This window comes from Streptomyces sp. NPDC107517, assembly GCF_055582645.1.
In genome coordinates this window covers 16,587-39,898 of the sequence record NZ_JBVJPM010000038.1, presented here as the reverse complement: position 1 = coordinate 39,898, position 23,312 = coordinate 16,587, and the positions used below count along the sequence as shown (strand labels likewise).

Below are 23,312 nucleotides of genomic sequence, written 5' to 3'. Positions count from 1 at the left end.
GACCCCGGCACTCACTGCCAGGCGGGGACCGGGGTCCGCGCTCACCTCGCACAGGAGGCAGGACCAGCATGACGGAGATCGACGAGCGCCGGATCACGACCGGCCAGGCCCGCAACAACGTGACGGAGGCGGCCGAGCTGGTCGTCTCCACCCAGTTCGGCTCCACCTCGATGCTGCAGCGCAAGCTGCGCGTCAGTTTCGCCGAGGCGACCGCGCTGATGGAGGCGCTGTTCCAGCTCAACGTCGTCGGCCCCTCTGACGGGTCCAAGGCCCGCGAGGTCCTGGTGAAGACCTGGGACCTGCCCGACCTCTTGGAGCGCCTGGAGGCGAACCCGCCGGCCCCGGTGCCCGCCCCGGCCCCGGGCGACGACGGCAAGGTCGTCACCCTGGCCGAGTTCCGCACGGCGGCCGACCCGGAGGCGGCCGCGACCATCCCGGCCGTCGACTTCAGCAAGACCGAGGTCTACGACCAGGAGAACGACGAGCCCCTGACCGACGACGGCGAGGACGACGAGGTCCTGGTCGACGAGGACGGCGAGGACGACGAGGACGACGAGGCCCCGGCGGAGAAGACGGCGCAGGACTGGGAGCCGAACTTCCGGGAGCGGCTGCGCGAGCTCCCGCAGATCCCGGCCACCTTCCGCTCGAAGGCGGCGTTCGCCCAGTCGGTGCGCGACCTCGGCAACGACACCAAGCACGGCGTCTTCCACGCGGTGAGCCACTCGCCGAAGTACGCCGGACGCGAGGTCAGGCGGGCGGCGAAGTTCTACCGGCACGGAGTCGGCCACACCGCCCGATGGATCTACTCCCGCGAGCACAAGCTGCTGGTCCAGCAGGCGTGGGCGGCCAAGCAGAAGAACGCCGCGCTGATCATGTCGACCACCAAGGCCATGTACAAGGAGCGCACCCGCCGCACACTCAAGGCGTCGGGCCTGGCCCTGATGGCCGCGGTCGTCACCGCGATCGAGTTCGGCGCGATCTGGTACTTCAGCCCGGACTGGATGCGGCCCTTCGCCTGGGGCCCGGCCCTCGCGGTGGTGACCACCCTGGTCGGCATCGGCGCGGTCGCCGAGCGCGTCCGCACCCAGATCACCCCCATCGAGGGCGAGGCGTACGAGGCCGAGACCTCCGACGACGACCCGTTCCCGATCGCCGACGCCCGCTCGCGCGCCGATGCAGTCGACTGCATCCGCCGCACCCTGACCGCCAACGGCATCGCGGTCGGCGCAGTCGTCAAGCCGCACCGGCACAAGTGGGGCTGGGAGATCACCGTCCGGCAGAAGTCGGGCACGCCCGCCGAGATCGTCTCCAAGGCCGGTGCGATGGAGACGCCCCTCGGTCTCGGCGTCGACCGGCTCCTGGTCCAGCCGCACAAGGAGGTCCGTTCGGACTCCACCCTGCGCCTGGTGACGAAGAACCCGTTCGTCGGGATGGGCGAGCTGGAGAAGGTGAAGTCCGGCTCACTGACCATCACCGAGCCGCTGCTGATCGCCCGCCGCATGGACGCCCAGCCGTTCCTGCTGCCCGCACTCGGCAGCCACGTCCTGGTCGTCGGCGGGCCCGGCTCCGGCAAGTCGATGCTGCTGCGGGCGATCGGCTCGCGGATCACGGACTGCTATGACGCGCAGCTGTGGGACGTCGACCCGGTCGGCCCCGGTCTGGACGCACTCGGTCCCGCCGTCGCCCGAAAGGCGCGCACCGAACAGGAAATCGACGCGCTGCTCGAAGACGCACTGAAAATCGCGAAGGCCCGCGCGACGAACGTTCTGGCCTGGGGGCACGGCGACAACTGGCGGCCGTCCGCCAAGGAGCCTGCCCTGATCCTGGAGATCGACGAGTACAAGTCCCTCACGGATTACCAGAAGGCGCTGGTCATTGAGATTTTCGGCGTCGGCCGGAAATCCCGCGTGACCGTCATCATCGGCTCGCTGTACGGCACCGCCGACGCCATCGGCGAGGCCGTCGCCGGGGCGGTCGCGGTCCGCATCATGCTGCCGAGCCGCCACAAGGACATCGAGCTGGTCTTCGGGGCCGGCGCGGGCGCGCAGGGCTGGCGCCCGGACCGGCTCCACCCGCTGGTGGAGGGCGAGGACCCGAACAAGTCCGATGTCGGCTGCTGCTACATCATGGGCGGCGGCTCCAAGGAGCCGCTGATCTACCGCAGCTACCCGCTGGACCCGAAGCTCGCCTACGCCCGCGGCGTGGCCCGCGCCGAGGTCGGCCTCCCGCAGCTGGACCGCCGCACGCTCGCCGCGGCCGGGGTCAAGGCACCGGAGCTGCCCAAGGTCGCCGACGTGCTGGCACCCGAGGTCGAGGAGGAGGCGCAGGCCCTGGCCGACCCCCAGCTCGATCTGCTGATGGACACGCTGGACGGCATCGACGCCGTCGGCGCCGTCAGCCGTGACGGCAACGGCCGGGGCCACCTGGACACCCTCGCCGCCTGGCTGTCGGCGGAGTACCCGGACGTCTACGGCGACTGGGACCAGGCCCGTCTGTCCAAGGAGCTCAAGGCGGCGGGCGTCAAGGTCTCCGGCTCCGTCCGGGTCGGCGACCAGGGCCCGCGCACCGGCGTGAAGGGCGAGGAGATCGCCGAACTGATCAAGGAGGCCCAGGACGCGGCAGAAGCCGTCTCCGAGGGCGAGAGCTCCTGATCTGAGATGTAGAACCGCAGGTCAGCGGCCTCTACGTGCCGCTCTACACCCTGCTCTCACCCCCTCGCCTGCTCTACGTAGAGCAGGCGAGAGAGCCGGTAGAGATCGCCGTAGAGGCCGCTGACCTGCACGAACGTCCCTGTAGAGCGGTTGTAGAGCGTCCGAGAGGCCCGAAAGGCCCGGAACGCTCCCCGATTCCCCGTGATCTTGAAGGAGGCCCGTGATGGGCGACGTCAGCACCGCCCGTGCCCGCACTGCCCCGGCCGTGAGGAAGACGGCGGTCAAGAAGGCGGCGGCACCCAAGACCGCCGCGAAGAAGGCGCTCCCGGCCGCCAGGGCGCCCCGGAAGGCGGCGGCCCGCAAGACCACCGCCTCCCAGCCCGCTCCGGCTCCGAGCGAGCCGACCGCGCTCGCCGAGGCGATCACTGTCCGCCAGCAGCAGCCCGGCTTCGGCGCCGAGCAGTTGCTCGCCAACTCCGCCCCGGCCCCGGCCAGGGCGCCCCGGAAGACGGCCGCCCGGAAGACCACTGCCGCCAGGAAGGTGCCCGCCGCCCCGGCCGCGAAGAAGGCGGCGCCGAGGAAGAAGGCGGCGAAGAAGCCGGTGCGCACCTCGGCGGCGAAGGCCGGCGCCACCCGGGCCAAGAAGTTCAGCCAGCGCGTGAAGTACGCGAAGAAGCACCCGTTCACCGCCTCGCTCGCCGTGCTCCTGGTCGTCACGACGCTCACCTGGCGCGCGGCGAAGGGCACCGGCCGCCTGCTGAAGTCCGGCGTCACCAAGGCGTGGGCGAAGGGTGAGGACGAACGCCTCAACCGCCGCGCCGCGAAGAAGGCCGCCGAGGCCACCGCCGTCGGTCACAAGGGCTGCCCGGCCTGCAAGGGCACCGGCGTGCTGCCCAAGCACAACGCGGACGGCACGTGGGCCGGATCCGTCCGCTGCACGAAGTCCGCCGCCCGCCGCGCAGGGCGCTGACATGGAGGACTGGAGCCCCGACAACCCGTTCGGCGCGATCACCCCGTACTGGCTGCAGGTCGAGGGCAAGTGGCGCATCGCCGACGTCCTCGGACCGTTCCTCGGCGAGTACGTCACCTGCCCGTTCTGTGAGAACCAGAAGGGCCTGATCTTCGAGACGGACTCCTCCCGGCTCGATGAGATGGCCGACATCACCTGCACCTGCGGAAGGAAGTTCCAGGTCCTGGAGGTCCTCGGATACGACCTCCAGCAGCGCCTGGCGTTCCTCGCGGGCGAGGAGACCGACCCGGCTTGGACGGAGAAGATCCTCGCCGAGGACCCCAACCGGGCCACCGGCCCGCTCCCGCCGGTCCCGGACGAGGACGACGAGCCGAAGCCCGCCCCGGCCGACGCGAGCGCGGCGGGGCCCAAGACGCCGCCGCGGCGGCCGGAGGCCCCGCGGATGCGGGCCGCCCGCGCCGGCCGACGCAACCGCACCGAGAACCGCGGCGTCGCCGTCGGCCGGGGCGAGAAGGTCACCGGCCCGGTCCGTGCCGACGCGGGAAGCACCATCGGCAGCCGCGGCCCCGCGTCGAAGTCGTCGCCCCGGGCGACCCGCAAGGCCGTCGACGAGGCGACCCGCCCCGAGCCCGGCACCCGGGTCTACCGCAACGACGGCATCGTCAACACCGGCGTCCTGGTCGTCGGCGACAACAACCGCCAGGTCAACGTCCGCGCCGACGGCAAGGGCGGCAGCCAGGTCACCGTCGACGGCCAGCCGGTCACCTCCGGCGGCCGCATACCCCGCAAGGTCGCCGCCAGGGCCGAGCACGCCGTCCGCGACGCCGCGCGCCAGGCCGGACAGAGCGCAGGCCCCGGCGGGGTCCGCATCCACGGCGAGAACAACAGCGTCGTCACCACGACCACCAGCGGCGACCAGGTCCAGGTCACCCGCTCCAGCAGAAGGAAGAAGGAGGACTGACCCGTGCTGACCATCTCCGCCGTCGTGGTCTTCGTGCTCGCCGAGGCAGGGCTGATCTGGAAGGGCGGCCTGAAGTTCTGGCACGCCGCCGTCTGCAACATCGCCGCCCTCTACCTGGCCGCCACGTCCATGGGGCCCTCGCTGTACGGCGGGCTGGAGAACGCAGCCAACATGCTCAGCGAAATACGTTTCTAGTTGGCTCGCAATTCCGCTAGCGGAAAAGCTCAGCGAAGTGGATTGCGCTCCGGCTGGGTGACCCGCTCGCCGCCGAGCGACTCGTTCCGCTACCTGCTTCCACCTCGCGCAATGCAACGGAAGGGGCCCCATTCCGTGGGCGTCAAGTACGTCATAGTCGAGCCCGATCCACCCGGCCCGCGCTGGAAGACCGCCGCCGTCATCATCGGCGCGATCCTCCTTGTCGCGTATCTCCAGGGGCAGGACGGAGCGGCGGATCATCCGAAGCCGCGCCCCACACCCTCGCCGAGCGTCAGCCGCAGCGCGACGCCGTAGCCCGGCCGATCCCGCCGGCCCCGGAGCGCCTCTCACCGTTCCGGGACCTGGCGGGGACGCCCGGTCACCCCGGCCGGCGCCCTTCGCCCGACGAAGGAGAGCACCGTGTCCGTCTCCGACTTCCTGGCCCGCCTGCAGGGCAAGCGGGCCGCGTACGACACCACCGGCGAAGTCGTCCAGCTCCTGGACGAGCAGTACGAACGGGTCCGCGACACCCGCCTCCCGCTCCACCTCCGGAGCGCCGCCCACCTGGAGCAACTGCTCAGCTACCAGCCAGGCCTGGTCGACGCGCGCGGCCAGGCCGCCGATCTCGCGCTGCACGCCGAGGCCCTCATCACCGCCGCCCGCTCCAACGGGCACGAGGACCTCGCCGAGCGCCTGGTCGACGTCGCCGAGGCGCTCAACGAGGCGGTCTCCCACCTCGCCGCCGCCACCCACGCGACCGTCCCCGTCCCCCAGGTGCCGCTCGCGTACGCAGCCTGACCTGTACCAATAAAAAAGGCATCCTCGAAGGATGCCAAACCATTGAAACGCATCCTTCGGGGATGCATTATTGAGGGGCGGGGATCGCCCGGTCCCCGCACTCCCGACGAAGGACTGTCATGACCGACCGTCACAACATCCAGGCGCTGAATGACGGAGCGCACTTCCCTGTCCCGTACGACGCGTCCGCCGGCGACCTCGGACGCGTTATCGAGAAGCTGACCGTCATCGCCTCGGAATTGAAGGCCCCGGTTGTCACCGAGGAACTGCGGCTCGCCCAGTACCGCCGGGCCGCCGAGTTCGGCCGGTGGATCACGGCGGCCGCCGACGACTTGGTGCAGGCCCTGGAGACCCACCGCAACCGCCGGACCGGAGGCTGATCCCGGGGTGGCCGCCACAGTCGCCAAACTCACCGGCCACCCCGGGCCTCCCGACCCGCTCCAACAGGAGCAGGGGGCAGACACATCGTCCCTCGAATCCCTCCTGGAGCCAGCCATGACCCCGCGCCCCGACGAGCAGGCCCGCACCGAACTGCGGGACCTGGTCGCCAAGGCCAGCCAGCGCCGCGAGTCCGAACGCGAGCGCGTCGAGACCGAGTTCTGGCAGGAGATCGACCGCCTGCAGGGTCGGTACCACGGCGCTCAGCAGGACATCGCCGACGCCCTGGACGTCAAGCGCAACCAGATCCTGCGGCAGACCAAGCGCTATCGGTCCGCCGAGGAGCCTGCCGCCGACTGACCCCGGCCGCCGCCCCGCCCCGGACCTTCCCGGGCCGGGGCGGCCCCCGCCGGGAGACGCCCCGAGGAGGGCCCGATGCCGCAGTACCCCCCGGCTCCCGGCGAGATGCCGGCACCCCGGACGCCCGCCACCTTCCTGCGCGAGCACGCCGCGTACGCCACCACCGCCGTCTCCGCCGCCACCCTGCTGACCCTGGCGAGGATCTGGAACGAGCAGGGCGCTGAGCACAGCACCGGCGCCGCGGCCCTGATGCTCGGCTTCGGCGGCGCGTCCGGCCTGTTCGCCGTCCGCCTGGACGACCCGACCGCGCAGGCCGTTTTCGCCTCCGGCGCGATGACGTTCGGCGCGCTGTCGGTCGGCGTCTACTCCGACCCCATCACCCCGGCTCTGATCATCTGGGCCGTCGCCCTGATCACCTCCTGCGTGATGATCGGCCGTTCCCACCGCACCGACCACCGCGTCCAGCGGGCCCACCTCAATGACCTGCAGGCCCGGAACCTGGAGCGCAACGCCGATCTGTCCATCGCGAAGATCGAGGCCAGCGCCCTGGTGGACGCCGCCCGCGAGCAGGGCGCGGCCATGGCCGCCATCGAGGAAGCCCGCGCCCACCGCAGTGCCCTGGACGAGAACGGCGCCGTCGACCCGATGGCGATGCTCCGGGCCACCGGTCAGCTCCCCAAGCTCTCCGTCGTCCACGACGACGTAGACCGCCGCACCGCCTGAGCCGGGAGGACACCGAGATGATCAGCGTCATCAGCCAGAACGTCTCCTTCGGCCACCGCCGCCTCGCCCGGTACGGCGAGGAGATTGCCGAGCAGGCGGCCCAGCTCATCCGCTCAAACTTCGGCCCCCTGCCCGACGTTCAGGTCCTAATCTCCAGCCGCAGTGACGTGCTGGCCGACTTCGTGCACGAGTCCAAGCTCGCCCTGCTGCCCGGAGCCGCCCCCCGCGAGGCGGCCAAGCAACTGCGCTGGGAGCGCCGGTGGCTGCGCGGCAAGTACGGCGTCACCGAGCTGGACGCGGCGATCGACGACGCGAAGCTCAGCGGCTGCACCGACGCCGACATCGAGCTGGTCACGCGCGGCACCTGATCTGTCCCTCCCCCGTGCCGACCGGCGCCACGACGGGCCGGGCGGTGCGGGGGACCGGACAGCCCGGTACCCCGACGAGATCAGACAGAGGAGGTGGACGCCATGGCGTACTGGGAGATCAACATCCCCACCGTCGACGCAGACCAGCGAAGCGGCGTCCAGACGTTCACGTACAGCGCCGAGCGGTATCCGCTGCAGCTCCTGGCCAAGCGCCAGGCCCGCGCGGACGTCGCCAGCGCCGACGCCATCCGGCACCGCCGGGGCGCGACCGCCAAGCCCGACGCCATAAGCGTCGTGTGGCACGAGTCGCACGAGTTCTGAGTTCGCCCCGGGGCGGCCGTCCTACCGCCAAGCAGACCGGCCGCCCCGGGCCCATCCACCCCGTACGAGACGAGACGGAGAACCCCATGATGACGCACACGGAGCCGGTCTTACAGCTCCTGATCCCACTCCTGGCAGGAGGGTGGGCGCTGCACGCGCACCGCCTCTACCAGCGTCTGCACCGCGTTCGGAAGGACCCGCTGACCGGGCTTTTGACCCGGGACGGCTGGAGCCGCGCCGCGGACCGCATCATCCGCCGGCACCATGGCGCGACCGTTCTCCTTGCCGACCTCAACGGCTTCAAGGCGGTCAACGACCGGCACGGCCACGACGCGGGCGACGCCGTCCTCGCGGCCGCCGGCGAACGGCTCGCCGCCTGGTGCGGCAAGAACGACGTCGCCGGACGGCTCGGCGGAGACGAGTTTGTGGCGGTCCTCGCCGACGACGCGCGTCTGCCGGACCGGCTCGTTGATCTGGCCGAACTCCTGCGCCAGCCCGTGGCTCACGACGGAGAGCAGCTGCGCGTCGGCGTCTCCATCGGCGCGGCCCGGCTCGCCGAGCTGGAGACCCCGACCCTGGCAGCCGCGCTCAAGGCCGCCGACAGCGCGATGTACCGGATCAAGGGGCGCACCCGAGGCGGCCGCCGCCTCCTGGTCCCGGCGCTCGCAGCCGTCCGCCGCCTCCCGGCCTCGCTCTCCCACCGCTTCCGGCTCGCCGCGGGGGAGATGGCATGAGCCCGCGCATGACGCTCGCCCCGAAGACCGAGCCGGTCGGCGATGACGGCTTCACCCTGCGCGAGCGGTCGTGGAAGCGCGAGGCCGACAAGCACGTCCAGGCCCTCAACGTGCTGCTCGCCGAGCGCGGAGCCCCGATCCGCTTCGCCTTCCCACCCCCGGTCGCCACACCGTTCAAGGGGCCGCTGCCCGACGAGGCGTACACCGGGGCGCTGCCCCTGGCCGACGAACTGGACGACATCCTGCAGCTGTCCGCCGCGCTCCTGCAGGATGTACGCACCGGCAGTAACGACACCGCCGCCGAGCGAGAGTTAATCCTGCGGCGGGCCGCCCTCGTCGACCGGCTCGCACTCGCCGCGCCGTACGACACCACCGCGCAGCACCGAGCGATCCGTTCGGCACACGTGCTGATGACGTTCGACGTCGTCCACCACACCGGCCGCGGCGAGTTCGCCGCCGACTCGATCGAGGCCGACGGGGCCGGCGGCCCGCGCGCTTACGTCCGCCAGGAGTATGTGGCCTGGCACGTCCCTCTCGCCCCCGGCGAAGGCATCTGAGGCGATCCGGCCCGCACTGTCAGACCAGCACGACACAGTGAAGCCGGGGGCCGCTCGAATCGGCCCCCGGCTGCACCGCTTCCACCGTAGGAGAGATTGAGTTGGACCTGAACCGCACCCCGTACGAGATGGCGGCGGCCGCCGCCGAGGAGATCAGGGCGCTCAACCACCGGACCCTGGAGGACAAGAACGCCTACCCGTACCCGGCGACCATCAACGAGACCACCGGCGCGCTCAGGACACTCGCGCAGCGCCTCCCGCAGGGCATCGAGCAACTGCGCAGGGCCTTGGACCGGCAGGCCGAAGCCGGGAAGATCCGCCTGGTCGTCGCGCAGGGCGAGAGCGCCCTGGACATCGACACCCGCATGGAAGAGGTCCGCAACCAGCTGTTCGAGGCGGAGGCCGCCGCCCTGGCCCTGGAGAAGGCGCTGGAGCAGGTCGGCAACCTCACGTGCGACATGGCGTACGACGGACCGGTCGACGACGACGCAGACGACGGCTCGTGACCGTCCTCCGCGCCTGATCAAGCTGCTGACCGTGCCGGGCGGCCTCCAGGGAAGACAACGGCCACCGCGCCGGGTCACACTGGAGACCATCCGGGAGGAGGTGAAAGGAAGCCGTGAGTGTCGCCTACAGCCACGCCGGACCGTGGACGCTGGACGCCGTCCTGGCCCTGCCCGAGGACACCACACAGCGCGTCGAGCTGGTCGGGGGGCAACTGATGATGAGTCCCGCGCCCGGCCTGCCCCACCAGCGCGCGTCGCACCGTCTGCACGTCCTGCTCGAGCAGGCCGCCGAGGCAGCCGGCGCCGACGTCGAGGTGTTCGAGGGGATCAACGTCATCGTCCCCGACGGGCTGCTCATCCCGGACCTGGCCATCGTCGATGCGGCAGCCGCCGAGGAGTCGGGCGTCGCCGTCTCCGCGCACGACGTCCTCGCCGTGGTGGAGATCGCCTCGCCGTCGACGAGGGTCACCGACCGCAAGCTCAAGCCGTCCCTGTACGCCGCGGCGGGCATCGAGCACTACTGGCGTATCGAGCTGGAACCCGCACCGCGGCTCCTGATCGGCCGCCGCCACGGCACCTCGTACGCCGACCAGCCGCCGCTCCTGGCGGGTGCTGTCGCCCGAGTCGACGAGCCGTTCCCGATCGAGTTCGACCCCGCGTCCCTGGTCCGCAGGTAGACAGTTCGATCAGTACGACCGAGGCCCCTGCTCCGCCGGATCATCCGGCCGGAGCAGGGGCCTTTTTTGCGTTCTCGGATCTGCTCTCAAGATTCTTTTGGCCTTGCGTCTCACACTTCCGCCTCGCTGTGACTGAGTCACTAGTGCAGTCCCGCCGGTCGGGCCCAGCCGGGGCACGGACGGTGTCTTCCGATTCGGTGCGAGTGAGAGGCCACGCATGGACAGCGGCGAAAAGAAGAGGAAGAAGGTGCCGCGTCAGCGCGGCCTGGCTCCAGGAGGCTTGTACCCAGACGGGAGCCTATGCCCCGAGGCGCAGCGGCAGTGGGAGACCGGCCTGGGCCTGGTACCGACGTTAAGCCGCCTGATCTACAGCTACACGAACGCTCAAGGCACGCACACCGAGGACGTCATGTCCAAGGTCATGATGGCGTTCTTTCGGCGTCTTCAGTCGGGCCCTCTGGAGGGCGAAGTCGCCCCGTACCTCAAGACGATCACCAAGCGCCATACGTGGAGTCACCTCGAAGAGCTCCGCGACCGCGCCGAAGTGTTCGTCGGTGACGAGACCTACCGGCTGGAGGACCCCGATGCCCGCATCAGCGTCAATCCGACCGCCAAGATCGAGCTTCACCATGCGATGCGTGTCTTGCGTGAGGAGCTGAGCGACTTTCAGCTGAAGGCGTTCGTGCTCTACGAGGGCTACGGGCTGCAGGCTCCCACGATCGCCAGCCTCCTCGGAGGTAATGCCACCAAGGGGTCGGTTCGGGACGCCATCCGGCACGCCCGCAAGAAGCTGCGTTCCGAACGTGTCGGTTCCCGGCTCGGTATCCGGCTGGTCGAGGAGTAGCCGCCTCCAGGAGCTACGGGTCGCCCGCGACGACGATGCGCGGCCCGTTACTCCGAGTGGCAGCTGCACTCAGCGCCAAGTAGTGGGGGCGCCTCGAACCTGCAAGTTCAGGGGCGCGCCCATACCCATCCCAGGAGGAACCGACATGTTCGAACTCGATACCCGGCGCCCGCCACTCTCGCTCCTAGTTCATTTGCCACTCGTGGTCCTTGCTGCCGTACTTGCAGCCTTCGCGTGGATCCACCGCGTGTACGAGTCCCTCCTCCTGTTGCTGCCGGCCCGGCGAACCGCCCGGCCGACCGGGCTTCATATGGCACGGCGCTCCTTGTCGCGACGGGCGGCGCTAACGAGCGAGTAGCAGACAGCCACGGGGAAGCACGGGGGAAGCACGGGGGAAACACGGGGAAAGTCGGGGCCCTCCTGTCTCACAGGAGGGCCCCGACTCGTCTGTTTCACAGTGTCGATGCACCAAAGCACGGCGCCTCCGCCTCCGGCGACGGGCAGGCACTTCCAAAGGGAATCCCGATGACCACCACGCCTTCCAGCGGCGAGCAGGGCCAGCAGCTGCCTCCCTCCTCGATCCTGGACGACTCCTTCGACGACTTCCTGGCGCGGGCCGAGCACGAGCTGATCTGCCGTCGGCTTGAGGTGCGGACACTGCGGCGCCGTGCGCGGCGGCAACGCCGCCGCGAGGTCAGCCTCCGAATGCGCATGGCCCGCTGCATCGGCAAGGCAGGACCGGTGGGACTCGCTGCTGCCGGGACCACCGCGTTCGGAGCCGGGACCGTTCTGCTTGTCGGCGGAGACGCCGACGCAGCAAAGGACGCTTTCGCGCTGTCGGCTGCCGCGTGGGGGGCAGCCAACGCCGCTCGAACCGTCACCCGGGACCGCTGATCGGCCCCCCCGCAGAGTCATGAAGGGGCCGTACTAACCAGAGTTCTGGCTAGTACGGCCCCTTCAACGAATCCGTCCCATAGAGCTCATTGGCCAACGGACTTCCCTGAGGTACCGTCAGGCACACTGCCAAGATCAAGACCGTAAGTACCAAGGTATGGCTGCGCCATACGTCAGGAAACTTCAAGATCATCAACGCGGGAGGGGGTGAGTAGCGATGGCGTGGGTGACCACATTGGGCCCGGACATGCAACAGGTCGAGTACCGGCTGACCGGGCAGTGCGGATGCGACCTGGAGCACCAGGAGCAGCGCGGGCAGGAGGTCGAGGAGACCGACGCGCAGGTCGACTACCGCCTCGGCGACGCGCGTGATCTGGAGTGGATCGGCGGCGGTCTGCAGGAGGTCGGACTGGTCGCCGGGCAGAGCGTCGACAAGGACCAGGCGCGCCTCCTGATGGACGGCCGGCACCCGATGACCGGCGAGCTGCTCGTGACACCGAAGGTCGCCGTCGACCCGCGCGGCAAGGTCCAGGCGCGGCCGCTCGCCGAGGCGATCGAGGCGGCGGCGGCCGAGCGCGGCGTGAGCGTCGACGAGCTGCTCGGCGACGACGAGAAACTGTCCAAGCGGTTCGCCCGCCTGCAGCGCGGTGTGCACCGCGAGGGCGACCGCCACCGCGTCCCCTTTCGTGCGGCGGAGAACCTCGCGGACGCGACCGGCATCGACCTGGCCGAGCTGTACGGACGCGGCGCCGTGGCGGAGGCCCGCGAGTACGCCGACACCCGGATCCGGGTCGGCAACCGCGGATCCGACGTCACGCTGGATCTGTCGAAGACCTACACCACCGCCGTCGCGCTCGCGGGCGAGGAGATGTCCGAAGCACTGCGCGGCACGTTCCTCGAGGTGGCCCGCGAGACGTTCGCCGCGCTGGAGGGCCAGGCCGCCTACGCGATGGCGGGCGAGCACGGCAACGGCAAGACCGCCGACCGCGTCGAGACGAGCGGCTTCCTCGGCTGGATGACCGTGCACTACTCCGCCCGCCCGGTCGGCGGCGAGGTCGGCGATCCGCACCTGCACGTCCACGGCAACCTCGCGAACATGGCACACGCCGAGGACGGCAAGTGGCGCACGGTGGGGGCCGGCGGCCGCGACATCATGCGTCACGCGCACGCTGCTGACGCCTTCGTGAAGGCCCGCCTGCGGCAGGTGACCGGGGAACGGTTCGGCATGAGGTGGGAGCGGCACGCCGAGACAGGCGCGTGGGAGGTCGTCGGGATCGACGAGAACCTGCGCAAGGCGTTCTCCCGCCGCAATGCCCAGATCGTCGCGGCGGCCGCCGAGGAGGCGACCACCGGCGAGCAGAAGCTGATCGCCCGCCAGCTCGCCGAGGGCAAGGACATCACCATCACGCAGGCCGACGTACGGGCCGCCTGGCGGGCCCGCGCCGACGGGATCGTCGACGACGTCGACGCGATGATCCGCCGCGCGATCCCCGGCCCCGAAGGCCCCGACGGCCCGTCGGTCGCAGGCCCCGGCGGCGGCCCGGTCATGCCCTCCCCCGAGGAGATCGCGGCATTCATCTGGAGGCGCGAGGGCGGACTGACCGAGTCACGGAAAGCCGTCACGCGCGCCGACGTCCTGGCCCACGTAATCGACGCGTGCCCGTTCGGCGTCCCCGACATCGCGGCCGCCGAGACCCTGACCGATGCCGTGCTCGCCGTCGACGGCGAGGCCGTCGCGCTTCCGGCCAAGGGCATGGCGCACCTGACGAACCCCCAGCGCTACACCCACGCCTCGATCCTGGCCGCGGAGCAGACCATCTCTGAGACGGTCGCCGACCGGCTCAACGAGGGCGCCGCCCAGCTCACCGTGGACGCCGCAGAACTCGCCATCGCCACGTTCGAGGCACAGCGCACCACCGACCCGCTGCGCCCGTTCGTCATGTCCGGCGAGCAGCGCGCCGCGACCCTGCGCTTCCTCACCGCCGGGCACGGCGTTGACGTGCTGCGCGGCAAGGCCGGCACCGGCAAGACGACCATCATGAGCGCCGCCCGGATGGGCTGGGAGGCCGCCGGCCTTCGCGTGTCTGGCGCAGCCACAGCGGCGGTCGCCGCGTCCAAGCTGCAGGCCGAGGCCGGCATCGCGAGCGCAACGGTGGCGACCTGGCTGATGGACATCCGCGATGGCGGCCGCCGCATGCCGAACACCGACGTCCTGGTCCTCGAAGAGGCCGCGATGGTCGACGACCGCGACGTCGCCGATCTGCTCACGGCGGCCGCCGAGCACGGCGTGAAGGTCGTCCAGATCGGCGACTGGGCACAGCTGAAGGCGATCGGCGTCGGCGGCGGCTTCAAGCGCGCCCACGAGATCGTCGACGGGCTGGAGCTGAGCGAGAACCGCCGGCAGAAGGACACCGTCGAGCGGGCCGCGCTGGAGGCGTGGCTGGACGGCGGACGGCGCACCGCGCTGTCGATGCTCGCCGAGCACGGCCGCGTCCACGCGGTCCGTACACCCGACGATGCGTACGCCGCGATGCTCGGTGCGTGGAAGGACACCGTCGGCCGCCTGGAGGGCGACGTCCACGATCAGATCGAGGACCTGGTCGTGCTCGCCGCGCGCAACGCTGACGTTGAGGTCCTCAACCTCGGCGCCCGTGAACTGCGCAAGAAGGACGGCGAACTCGCTGGCGGCCACACCTTCGCGCTGGCCGGTGGCGAGCGCCTGGAGCTCGCGACCGGGGACGTCATCCGGATCAAGCGCAACGACTACCGCACCCGCCGCGGCGGCGACGTCGACGTTCTCAACGGCTACCGGGGACAGGTCACCTACGCCGCCAAGGGCGGTGTCGCGGTCGAATGGCGCCGCCCCGCCGAGGACGGCAACTACGCCGTGGAACGGGCCTGCATCACCGCCGACCAGATCGCCGACGGCGCCCTCATGCACGGCTACGCGATGACCATCGCGGCAGCCCAGGGCCTCACCTGCGACTACACGCTGGTCTACGGCGTGGGGGCCGACGCGAACTCCCTCTACCCGGCACTCTCCCGGGACCGGATCGCCACTCACCTGTGGCTGCCCGCTGACGTTGTTGAAAGCGATGACGCCCGCCGACGGCTGGGCGAGGCCCGCACCGAACAGGAACAGTTGGACCGCGCGGTCGCCGCCTACGCCGACTCCCTGGCGCACGACCGTGACGACCGCATGGTGTCCGACGAACTCTCGGCCGCCCCCGAGCCGGAGCCGGTCGTGTCGATCCCGCATCAGGCTCGCCCCGAGCCGGCTGGGAGTGTCGCCCAGTCCGCGCCAGAGCCCGAAGCAGAGCAGTCCCCCGACGAGCGCGCGACGGCGCGCAAGGCCCACCTGGACGCTCTGCGTGAGCGCCTGCACGACGAGGGCGCACTCCAGCTGACGGACGACCAGAAAGCCCGTCTGGACCAGGTACTCGCCTCTGGCTTCGCCTCCCGCACCAAGCGCCACGAGCAGCGCCAGGAGCCAGAGTTCGAGGCATGGGACGACCGCGAGTACGGGCACATCGGTGCCCAGAAGCTCATCGCGATGATTGACAGCAGGACCACCGAGGCCCGCCGTGCCAAGGAGCTGGCCGACGACCGCAGCCGGCAGGCCGAGGCCAAGCGGGCGGCGCTCGCCGCTCCCGTCACACCCGGCCAGGAGCGGGCCCGCGAGGCCGCCGAGGTCCTGGACCGCGCCGGCCATCTCGCTGCCCGCGCCGTGGCGCAGCGAAACAACGAGCGCCTCGCGTACGAGGCGATGCGGTCCGCGCAGGAGATCAACCGGCAACTGGGAGAGGCGAGGAGTAAGTCCCGCCTCGCGCTACGGCTGGCCGGCACCAGCCGCAAGGAGACCATCGCGCTGAGCACCGAGTACGGGCAGAAGGAAAACGAGGCATGCCGGGCAACCCTCCGTGCCAGGCACGCCGCCGAGAACGCACAACGCGAAGCATGGGCCACGATCCGCAGCCCGAAGACGATCAGTTGGTTCGAGGACCAAGGATCCCGCCTAGAGGCCCCGCAGAGCGTTGATGACCTCACCAACCGCCTCGCCGCGATGCGCGACCGACTCCCTGACATCGAACGGATCACCAACCGCGGAGTCACCCGGGACGCGGAGATCGCCGAGCGCCAGGCCAAGGAGTTCCTCGGCTACGCGAAGGGCCATGCCGCAGAGGCAGGCAAGCTACGGGAGGAGAAGGCGCTGCGCTCACGCATGGCGACCGAGGCTCCCACCCAGCACGTCCGTGAGACCCAGCAGCGCGCCGCACACATCAAGCAGGCCCGGCAGCAGGCCACCGAGCGGGCCAGGGAAAGTGCCCAACGGGCGCAGCAGGAGTACCGCTACCAGCCGCCGAGCCAGGGGCGCTCCGGCCCTTCAATGGGGCGTTGACCGGAAGGGGTCTGGCTGCCGACATAGCGTTCACGTCGGCAGCCAGACCCCCGAAAGGCTTTCATTTCAGCTAGCGGAAAAGCTATGGAAAAGGGAGGCTGGTTAGTTGGCAGATTCGCACGCAGGACCGCTATGTCGGGTGCAGCGGCATGCTGACAGGTTCCGGCGCAGGCGCATCAGAACAGTGCGTCCTGATCGGGGCCCTGCGGGTTCTGCAGCGGTGAAACGTCTTCGCCTCGCCACTTGGCCTCAAGATGCTTGCGCCAGCCCTGGGGCGGCGGCCACGGCACTCCCCATTCGGCGAGCTGCTTCCTCGTCCAGCCGCCAGCGGGGGTCTGTGCGGCGGTGACTTCATCAGGTGAGGGCACGTAGCTGGGCATGACGGATGGCTGCCCAGTTGATCCGCCCCCCTATGCCGCGACGAAGGCCGGCGCCACGAGCATGTGGCGCCGGCCTTCGGCAGGGATCGTGCGGCAACACGAATCCCTCAAACCCTGGTGATCATTGGTTGGAGCCAGTAGACATCAGGGACGTTCTCGACGGGGTACGAAGTTTCGTACCCGCCTGCCGGGATCGTGACAGCGGCCCGTACGAGGCGCAAGAGCGATTGGGGCAGGCGCGCATCAATTCGCCCTACCACTGTTCACGGACAGCGATGCCCTGCCCCTATCACGCTGCAGACCAGGAGCTTTGAGTCCGTTCTGGTTACTCAAGAGCCCCCAGGCGGTTGCGAGTAATGGCTCCCGGGTGGACGGGGACACCTGCGCATCAAAACCCTCCATGACGCCTAGCAGCGGGACTGCTGTCGCCTTGGAGATGTCACCATCTTGTCCACGCACCACATCAAGGGCGGCGGCAACTGCCCCGTGGTTGCACCTAGTTGGAGCCAGTAGCGACGTCCGGCGGCGCGGGTCGCCGGACCGAACGGTCAGGGAGGCACCATGCCCAAGCACCACCCCTCCACCAACTCCTGCGTGGAGCACGGCAGCCCGAGCGGCACGCGCCGCCTCAACGGGGCTGAAGCGGTCGTGATCATCGTTGTGGTCGGCCTCTCCGCCGCCCTCGTCGCCGTCGCCGGCGTACCCAGCAGCGAGGTCCTGCAGCTGCTCGCAGGTGCTGGTCTCATCGCCGGTGCCATCATCGCTCTCAGCACCCGCCCTTCCTTCCGGGCCGTCAGGACGGCGCTCAAGGCCGCCCTGACGGCCGCGTGAAAGGGGGCACGGGTGGGACGGTCGGAGAAGGACATCGCGACGACCAACACGGCGCTGCGCGACCTGGCCCAGTGGCTGCGCGACCAACGCCGCTGGGCAGGCCTGAGCTACCGGCAGTTGGCCGAGCGTGCCGGGCTGCACGCCACCACGCTCCAGCGTGTCGCCTCCGGCGATTCGGTGCCCCCGCTCAGGTCAGTGCTCGCCTATGCCCGCGGGTGTGACGCACTGGCCGAAGAGGCCCGCCGACTGTGGCTGAGGGCGCGGCAGGAGCACGTCCGCAGCCACAGCCGGCACAGCCGCCAGCCCGCGCCCTCCCCTTTGCTCGTACGGGACTGCGTGGATCTGAGCGCTGCGCTCCGTGAGCAGTACGAGCGGGCCGGTGCGCCGTCGCTGCGGACCATGGAGGAACGTGCCGGCGGCTACGGGGCGCTCCCACGCAGCAGCGCATACCGCATCGTGAACAAGCAGGCAGTGCCGCGCTGCCTCGACCAGTTCCGGGCGTATCTGCAGGCCTGCGATGTCCCGGTCGAGCACTGGCCGGACTGGGAGGACGCCTGGAGGCGGGCCTGGCGCTTTGAGAGGCAGGGGGACGCGGACCCGGCGGTCACCCCGAGCACGGTCCAACGTGTGCGCGATAGCTATTACCGGGCGCCGGTGTACCGACGGCGGGTGGTTCCGACGGTGCGCTACGAACCCGCCTCGGGTTCGCCCCATGTCGCGCATGTACGCACCAAGCCCTACGTCGGCGGGAAAGCGGCATACAGCCGCGGCCGTACGGTGAGTGGGATGGAGCCCCTGTTCCCGCTGCCCGACGACTCTGATCCAGAGTCGGGATGGGTGTGGCAGCCGAGCGCTGCCTGAGATCAGTGCCCGCAGTACGGGCATCGCCCGCTGCGGCGGCCGCGGGTCTCCACTTCGATCCCCTGCTCGCGCAGCTTCCGCAACTGGTAGGCGATCGACGAAGAGGAGGAGACCCCGACCGCCGCGGCGAGGTCGCGCACGGAGGGAGCCTCTCCGTACTGGGTGATCCACTCCCGGGCACTGTGGATGATGCGCATCTGGCGGTCGGTGAGCGTCACGGCTGCACCTGGATGCGGGCGAGCTCCTTGAGGGCCATGCGGGCCGCTGGTGTGCCGGCGGGCGTCTGCCAGTACGGGTGCCCGGCGATGGTCCTGGACAGCTCCTGCAGGCGCCGGCGGTAAGCAGCGGTGCCGTTGGCGGGTGAGGCGCTGGCGAGCTGCCAGTACGCGTCGTACCAGGCCGTCTGGGCCTCCACGAGGTCGTGGGGGAAGGTGTTGGGGTCCATGCCTTCGAGTAGATCGCATGTTCGAATTTGAAGGCAAAGAGGCAGAGTGCATTTCGCGTCTCGGATTGCGACTGCGTCGATGGCCCTGCGTAGCGGCGAGAAGGCCTTGAAGGTCGGCCGGTGCGTTCGCTTTTCCGCTAGCGAAAAGGCTGTCTGAACAGGTAGCTGATCACGCTACAGTAGCGTCCCCTGTCGGCTGTGCTACCTGACGCGCGTCACCGTCACCACGGCGTGCCGGGTCGTCCCTGCCAGAACCTCCACCATGAGGCCGCGGCTGGTCGTCACGTAGGCCTCGCCGGCCGACGTCCGCGCCCTGCGCCCCGGGCCTGCGGCGAGGACGTGTCGGGCGATTTCCGCAGCGACGGGAGCTGTCAGCGCCTGCGACAGCACGCGGCTTCCGTCCGGCAGCCGGACCGCCACGCGATGGGGCCGGGATGCCGGGCCCACGTAGCCGACGACGTCGGCGTCGACGGTGTCCGAGTGCCGCACCTTCTTCCAGATCCGCCCGGCCCGGTACGGGGACGTGGCGCGCTTGCAGACGACGCCCTCGATGCCCTGGCTCTGAAGCGTGCCGTACCAGAGCTGCGCGACGTCCGGATCATCTGTGGCGGGTACGGCTTGGATCGGGGGTGGCACGTCGTGGAGCAGGTCGAGGAGGAGTGCGCGCCGCTCGGTATACGGGCGGCTGCGGACGTCGCCGAACTCGGGGTGGGCGAGGAGATCCCACACGGCGTATGAGGCGGGGAGCACCGCGGCGAGTTCGCGGGCGCGGGCCGGGCCGGAGGCCGCGCGGGACTGCGCGGCCGCGAAGTCGACCATCCCTTCGTTGTAGATCACCGCCTCCCCGTCGAGGACCGTGCCGGGGCGTAGCGAGTTCATGCCGGCCACGGCCAGATCCATCCACGCTGAGGTGACCGTCCGCCCGGACCGGGCCTGTAGCCGGACAGTCTCGGCGTCGCGCCACAGGACGGTGCGGTGCCCGTCGAACTTGATCTCGTACCACCAGCCCTTGCCGCGGGGCAGCGTCGGCACGGCATCGGCGAGGGCGACAGCGACGGGGTACTCCACAGGGCCAGCCTGCGGCGGCCGAGCCGGGGATGCGCGCTGGCCTACGCTGCGCGGAGGGGCCCGGCGGTGCGCCCTGTGTCCGGCCGATGCTGCCGCCGGGCCACTCCCCTATCAAGCAGTACGACGGCGATGCGGAGGCTCAGAGCAGACCGACGGATTCCGCAGTCCACGTGCCGAGTGCTCCGACGCCCAGCCATCCGAGGCCACCAAGGATCAGACCCAGGATCAGGCCAAGGAACGCCCCGCCGAGAGCAACGCCCATGACCCTGCTCGAGTCCCGGCTGCTCTTGGTCCCGGGCTCGCCCAGGAACAGGTGGATCCCGGCCCCGAGCGTGAGTCCGGCGATGACGAACGGGATGACCAGCGTGCCGACGGCGTGAAGCAACACCTTCCAGATGGCAGGGCCCGGGTCCGCCTCGAAGCTGGCCATGAGGGATGAACCAATGGCCAGAGACGTTGCTGGCGAAATCCACGCCACAGCCTGCGCGATGATGCGCCGGACTGGGTGCGCCCGAGAGGATTTTCCCTGCTCAATGATCAGAGGGTGGTACTTCTGGGCCCTCTTGGGGCGTGCCGGGCCGTACAGACCCGGGGAGATCCAGCGGACAGTCACCATCCTCTTCTCCGTGGCCGCGTATTCCTCGAAGTGGTCTGCGGTGGAAGCCAGTTCGACGTCGATGTCCCACTGCAGCAGGACGCCACGAAGAGCGGTGGGGGCGAAGGGCTCGAATCGCAGGTACGTGTTTGAGGAGGCGCTCAACTCGCCCTTGGCGAGGACTTTCCCGCCCTCGGCCGAGCGCAGCGTCCATGTGGCCTTGGCTCTCGGGGGGAGTGCTCCTTCCAGACTCAGAGCTCCGTCGCAGGCGACAGCGGTACGCATCGGGGGGCCGTCCATGGGCAGCCAGAGCAGCGCCCGTCCCTCTGCGATCTTCAAGGCTTTGGGGAGTGGTTCGGAAGGCTTGCTGGGCGGCGTGGTGGGGTAGAGGGGCACACTCCACCCGGGCCCTTTGGCCGGCAGCTTGTTCAGAAGTGGAATGCCGCTGATCAGGGTTCTCTTCATCGGGACGAGCTGCTCGCCGCCCGTGGGCCGAAGCTTGATGGGCCTTCGTGCCAGGACCTGCAGCACGCCAGCCAGCACCGCCGCATAGAAGGCGATCACCGCCGTGGCCTGGAAGGCCACGCCCTTGACTGGAGGCTTTCCGGCTGCGAGGAGAGACGCGATGGCGATTATGAGGAGCATCCAGCCCAGGATGGCCAGGCGGGTATCGGCGATGGGTGTTGCTGGCGGGGCGTCCGCAGCGCTGCCGTTCGTCGACGGGGGTGGGCTGGGCTTCGACGGAACGCGGCCCTTTGCCGGTGGCACGGAAGGCCCCCGTATCTGGGTTGTCTCGTGGGCGGTGGCCTCCGCCACTGTCACGGCGCTGAGCTGCGTTGCCGCCTCGGGAATGCCCGGCGGGGGAGGCGAGTCGGGCTCCTCCCGCAGCCGCTGGACCTGGCCGCGCAGCACCTTGACTTCCGTCTGCAGACGACGGACTTCGTCCTGCTGGTCTGCGAGCTCGTGCTCGACCTGCTGGCTGTAGCTCTGCGCGTGCTCCAGCTGCTGGCGCTGCTCCTCGGCAGTCGTTCGCAGCTCCCCGCTCTCGGTCTCTGCAACGTGGGCGCGCTCCAACGCAGCGGAGAGTTCCTGCCCCAGACCCGCCAATCGCTCATCCAGCTCGGACAGCTGCGCTGCGGAGGCCTGATGGTCTTCCTCGTTGCGCGCGAGCCGTTCCTTGAGCTGTTCGACCTCCTCGGTCCAGTACAGGACTCGGGTGTCGGGGCGCGGGCTGTCCTTCTGCGCTGCCCTGCGCAGCGCGTGCAGTTCCGCGAGGTCCTGCTCAGGTAGCGGGAAGCCCTTCTCACGCACGAAGTCGGCGAACTTCACCAGGAAGCCTGCCGGGGCGGCCCGCTCACCGTTGAGATAACGGGTGACGGTGGACGGTGCGAAGTTCGCCGCCGCAGCGAGCTCCTTCTGCGTTGCGCCCTGCTTGAGAACCGGGCCCAACGCCGTGCGCAGCTTTGCCGCATAGGCGCGAGCCGGGTCGCAGTCCCCGGCCTCCGGCATGTGGTCGTCCATGTCACTCCCGCCCCGTGGAACCTCGCTCCAACGAGAAGGGAGGTTATGCGCAGTTGACTAATGGTCACGCAATGGCAGGCAGCACAAAAGATGGAGCGGCGCCGGCGTGACAATCCGTCGGGAATCGCGAGCGCGGCCCCGTTCCCGCTTCTGCAAGATCACCAGCCCCGCCACGATCGGCCGTACCGCAGCGCACACGGGTGCGCGCGGACAGGAGAAGAGGGAGAACGATGGCCGCCGTACAGAACATGGCGCCGAGCATCCTGTCGGGGGTGAGCGGGCTCGCGCAGGGCTTGGTCGGCGCCCCGGCCTGGTGCATCGTCGCCTGCCTTGGGCTGAGCCTCGGCCTGGGCGTGGTCCAGCTGCTCTTCCCGCAGGACTCGTCCGACCGGCTCGACTGGTGGAAAAACCGCCGCGAGTACCTGCAGCAGCGGCGTCTGGGGCGGGCGCACCGCCGCGCTGAGCGCCCGCGTCGATGACGACGCACGCTTCGGATCGCCCTGATCGAATCTGGGAGACGCCGTTAGCGTTGAGAAGCATCTCGGGAGCCCGTCATCGCCATGGTGACGGGCTCCTTCATGTTCGCCGGACCGCACCAGCTGGACCCCGGATAAGCAGCCCATGTCCGGGATCCACACGGAGGGGTGTCGCCGAGGCTGAGCAGCCCGCCCACGTTTCGACTGGCGCGGCACAGGCCTGTTGCCTCCCAGCTTCGCCATTCGGATGAGTTGGATACTCCGATCTATTGATCAATGGCACGTTCCGGCTGGGCGCGGCGACGCATCGGCTGCACGCAGGACAAGCTCGGCGCGGGGTCCGAGGCAGACGCTCCGAACCGATCAATATGAGGAGTAAGCACATGCGTCCTGACTACAGAACACGGTCCACGCTGGGACCGCTGCCTCGGCGCGACCGGTGGATGGTCGGTGGCACGATCGCCTCGCTCGCGCTGGTCCTGGCGACTGGTGTGGCCAGCCCGACCGTGGCTGCAGCGCAGAGCGTGAGTGCCGCTCCTGTGACCGCGGCCAACCGCTACGGCGGCGGAGGCGACGAGTGCAACGACGGGTCGCACCACAACAAGCCGAAGCACGTTGCGTACTGGCTGGACAGCAACCAGGACGACTGCGCGAAGGGAGCCACGGGCGCGACCGGTCCCACGGGCGCGACCGGTCCCACGGGCGCGACCGGTCCCAAGGGCGACACCGGCCTGCAGGGCATCCCCGGCGCGACCGGTCCCAAGGGCGACACCGGCCTGCAGGGCATCCCCGGCGCGAC

Annotated in this window: 27 protein-coding genes; 22 read left to right on the top strand and 5 right to left on the bottom strand. The window is 70.1% G+C overall.

Annotation, left to right across the window (positions count from 1 at the left end):
- Nucleotides 1–68: 68 nt before the first annotated feature.
- The 18 genes from ACZ67T_RS41400 to mobF all read left to right on the top strand — a co-directional run bounded on the left by ACZ67T_RS41400 (nt 69) and on the right by mobF (nt 16,336).
- Nucleotides 69–2,651 (top strand): DNA translocase FtsK, encoded by a 2,583-nt coding sequence (locus ACZ67T_RS41400; RefSeq protein WP_469991615.1) that lies wholly within the window; start codon nt 69–71, stop codon nt 2,649–2,651.
- A gap of 223 nt (nt 2,652–2,874) precedes the next feature.
- Nucleotides 2,875–3,621: a hypothetical protein gene (locus ACZ67T_RS41395; RefSeq protein WP_469991613.1), complete on the top strand. Its 747-nt coding sequence runs from the start codon at nt 2,875–2,877 to the stop codon at nt 3,619–3,621.
- A 1-nt stretch (nt 3,622) separates the two neighbouring features.
- Nucleotides 3,623–4,582 carry a hypothetical protein gene (locus tag ACZ67T_RS41390; protein WP_469991611.1) on the top strand — a complete coding sequence of 320 codons (960 nt, stop codon included), beginning with the start codon at nt 3,623–3,625 and terminating at the stop codon, nt 4,580–4,582.
- Between the two features lie 3 nt (nt 4,583–4,585).
- Entirely contained in the window at nt 4,586–4,777 is a 192-nt protein-coding gene (locus tag ACZ67T_RS41385; RefSeq protein WP_384276222.1) for a DUF2304 domain-containing protein, read from the top strand.
- Nucleotides 4,778–4,912: 135 nt separating this feature from the next.
- Nucleotides 4,913–5,092 carry a hypothetical protein gene (locus ACZ67T_RS41380; RefSeq protein ID WP_469991609.1) on the top strand — a complete coding sequence of 60 codons (180 nt, stop codon included), beginning with the start codon at nt 4,913–4,915 and terminating at the stop codon, nt 5,090–5,092.
- Between the two features lie 105 nt (nt 5,093–5,197).
- The gene (locus tag ACZ67T_RS41375) at nt 5,198–5,575 is read left to right on the top strand and encodes a hypothetical protein (protein WP_469991608.1); all 378 of its coding nucleotides are present in this window, start codon (nt 5,198–5,200) and stop codon (nt 5,573–5,575) included.
- 119 nt (nt 5,576–5,694) lie between these two features.
- A complete protein-coding gene (locus tag ACZ67T_RS41370) occupies nt 5,695–5,955 on the top strand; it encodes a hypothetical protein (protein ID WP_469991606.1) in 261 nt (86 codons plus the stop codon).
- 115 nt (nt 5,956–6,070) lie between these two features.
- A complete protein-coding gene (locus tag ACZ67T_RS41365; RefSeq protein ID WP_469991605.1) occupies nt 6,071–6,313 on the top strand; it encodes a hypothetical protein in 243 nt (80 codons plus the stop codon).
- Between the two features lie 75 nt (nt 6,314–6,388).
- Nucleotides 6,389–7,036, top strand: coding sequence for a hypothetical protein (locus ACZ67T_RS41360; RefSeq protein WP_469991603.1), 648 nt, complete (start codon nt 6,389–6,391; stop codon nt 7,034–7,036).
- 17 nt (nt 7,037–7,053) lie between these two features.
- Nucleotides 7,054–7,404, top strand: a complete 351-nt coding sequence (locus tag ACZ67T_RS41355; protein WP_469991601.1) for a hypothetical protein — start codon at nt 7,054–7,056, stop codon at nt 7,402–7,404.
- A gap of 102 nt (nt 7,405–7,506) precedes the next feature.
- Nucleotides 7,507–7,725, top strand: coding sequence for a hypothetical protein (locus tag ACZ67T_RS41350; protein WP_469991599.1), 219 nt, complete (start codon nt 7,507–7,509; stop codon nt 7,723–7,725).
- A gap of 86 nt (nt 7,726–7,811) precedes the next feature.
- Entirely contained in the window at nt 7,812–8,459 is a 648-nt protein-coding gene (locus ACZ67T_RS41345) for a GGDEF domain-containing protein (RefSeq protein WP_469991597.1), read from the top strand.
- Complete coding sequence (locus ACZ67T_RS41340) at nt 8,456–9,016, top strand: hypothetical protein (RefSeq protein ID WP_469991595.1); 561 nt, start codon at nt 8,456–8,458, stop codon at nt 9,014–9,016. Before ACZ67T_RS41345 ends, ACZ67T_RS41340 begins: the two co-directional genes overlap by 4 nt.
- Before the next feature lie 101 nt (nt 9,017–9,117).
- On the top strand, nt 9,118–9,522 hold the full coding sequence (locus tag ACZ67T_RS41335; protein ID WP_469991593.1) for a hypothetical protein: 405 nt from the start codon (nt 9,118–9,120) through the stop codon (nt 9,520–9,522).
- Nucleotides 9,523–9,635: 113 nt separating this feature from the next.
- Nucleotides 9,636–10,199 carry a Uma2 family endonuclease gene (locus tag ACZ67T_RS41330; protein ID WP_469991591.1) on the top strand — a complete coding sequence of 188 codons (564 nt, stop codon included), beginning with the start codon at nt 9,636–9,638 and terminating at the stop codon, nt 10,197–10,199.
- A 217-nt stretch (nt 10,200–10,416) separates the two neighbouring features.
- Nucleotides 10,417–11,043 (top strand): sigma-70 family RNA polymerase sigma factor, encoded by a 627-nt coding sequence (locus ACZ67T_RS41325; RefSeq protein ID WP_469991589.1) that lies wholly within the window; start codon nt 10,417–10,419, stop codon nt 11,041–11,043.
- Nucleotides 11,044–11,568: 525 nt separating this feature from the next.
- Nucleotides 11,569–11,937, top strand: coding sequence for a hypothetical protein (locus tag ACZ67T_RS41320; protein WP_469991587.1), 369 nt, complete (start codon nt 11,569–11,571; stop codon nt 11,935–11,937).
- A 247-nt stretch (nt 11,938–12,184) separates the two neighbouring features.
- The gene (gene mobF, locus ACZ67T_RS41315; RefSeq protein ID WP_469991585.1) at nt 12,185–16,336 is read left to right on the top strand and encodes a MobF family relaxase; all 4,152 of its coding nucleotides are present in this window, start codon (nt 12,185–12,187) and stop codon (nt 16,334–16,336) included.
- A 176-nt stretch (nt 16,337–16,512) separates the two neighbouring features.
- Here the strand turns inward: mobF and ACZ67T_RS41310 are convergent, their stop codons facing one another.
- Nucleotides 16,513–16,716 (bottom strand): hypothetical protein, encoded by a 204-nt coding sequence (locus ACZ67T_RS41310; RefSeq protein ID WP_469991583.1) that lies wholly within the window; start codon nt 16,714–16,716, stop codon nt 16,513–16,515.
- Between the two features lie 561 nt (nt 16,717–17,277).
- Here ACZ67T_RS41310 and ACZ67T_RS41305 point away from each other — a divergent pair.
- Nucleotides 17,278–17,547 (top strand): hypothetical protein, encoded by a 270-nt coding sequence (locus tag ACZ67T_RS41305; RefSeq protein ID WP_469991581.1) that lies wholly within the window; start codon nt 17,278–17,280, stop codon nt 17,545–17,547.
- Nucleotides 17,548–17,559: 12 nt separating this feature from the next.
- Nucleotides 17,560–18,408: a helix-turn-helix domain-containing protein gene (locus tag ACZ67T_RS41300; protein ID WP_469991580.1), complete on the top strand. Its 849-nt coding sequence runs from the start codon at nt 17,560–17,562 to the stop codon at nt 18,406–18,408.
- Between the two features lie 2 nt (nt 18,409–18,410).
- Here the strand turns inward: ACZ67T_RS41300 and ACZ67T_RS41295 are convergent, their stop codons facing one another.
- From ACZ67T_RS41295 to ACZ67T_RS41280, 4 genes are all read right to left on the bottom strand, one after another.
- Nucleotides 18,411–18,626 carry a LexA family protein gene (locus ACZ67T_RS41295; protein WP_469991578.1) on the bottom strand — a complete coding sequence of 72 codons (216 nt, stop codon included), beginning with the start codon at nt 18,624–18,626 and terminating at the stop codon, nt 18,411–18,413.
- Complete coding sequence (locus ACZ67T_RS41290) at nt 18,623–18,853, bottom strand: hypothetical protein (protein ID WP_469991576.1); 231 nt, start codon at nt 18,851–18,853, stop codon at nt 18,623–18,625. Before ACZ67T_RS41290 ends, ACZ67T_RS41295 begins: the two co-directional genes overlap by 4 nt.
- A 201-nt stretch (nt 18,854–19,054) precedes the next feature.
- Nucleotides 19,055–19,921, bottom strand: a complete 867-nt coding sequence (locus tag ACZ67T_RS41285) for an ATP-dependent DNA ligase (protein WP_469991574.1) — start codon at nt 19,919–19,921, stop codon at nt 19,055–19,057.
- 139 nt (nt 19,922–20,060) lie between these two features.
- Nucleotides 20,061–22,037, bottom strand: coding sequence for a helix-turn-helix domain-containing protein (locus tag ACZ67T_RS41280; RefSeq protein WP_469991572.1), 1,977 nt, complete (start codon nt 22,035–22,037; stop codon nt 20,061–20,063).
- Between the two features lie 230 nt (nt 22,038–22,267).
- Here ACZ67T_RS41280 and ACZ67T_RS41275 point away from each other — a divergent pair, with 230 nt between their 5' ends.
- Nucleotides 22,268–22,516 (top strand): hypothetical protein, encoded by a 249-nt coding sequence (locus ACZ67T_RS41275; RefSeq protein WP_469991570.1) that lies wholly within the window; start codon nt 22,268–22,270, stop codon nt 22,514–22,516.
- A 380-nt stretch (nt 22,517–22,896) separates the two neighbouring features.
- Nucleotides 22,897–23,312: collagen-like triple helix repeat-containing protein (locus ACZ67T_RS41270; RefSeq protein ID WP_469991568.1), on the top strand; the 416-nt coding region annotated here is incomplete at its 3' end.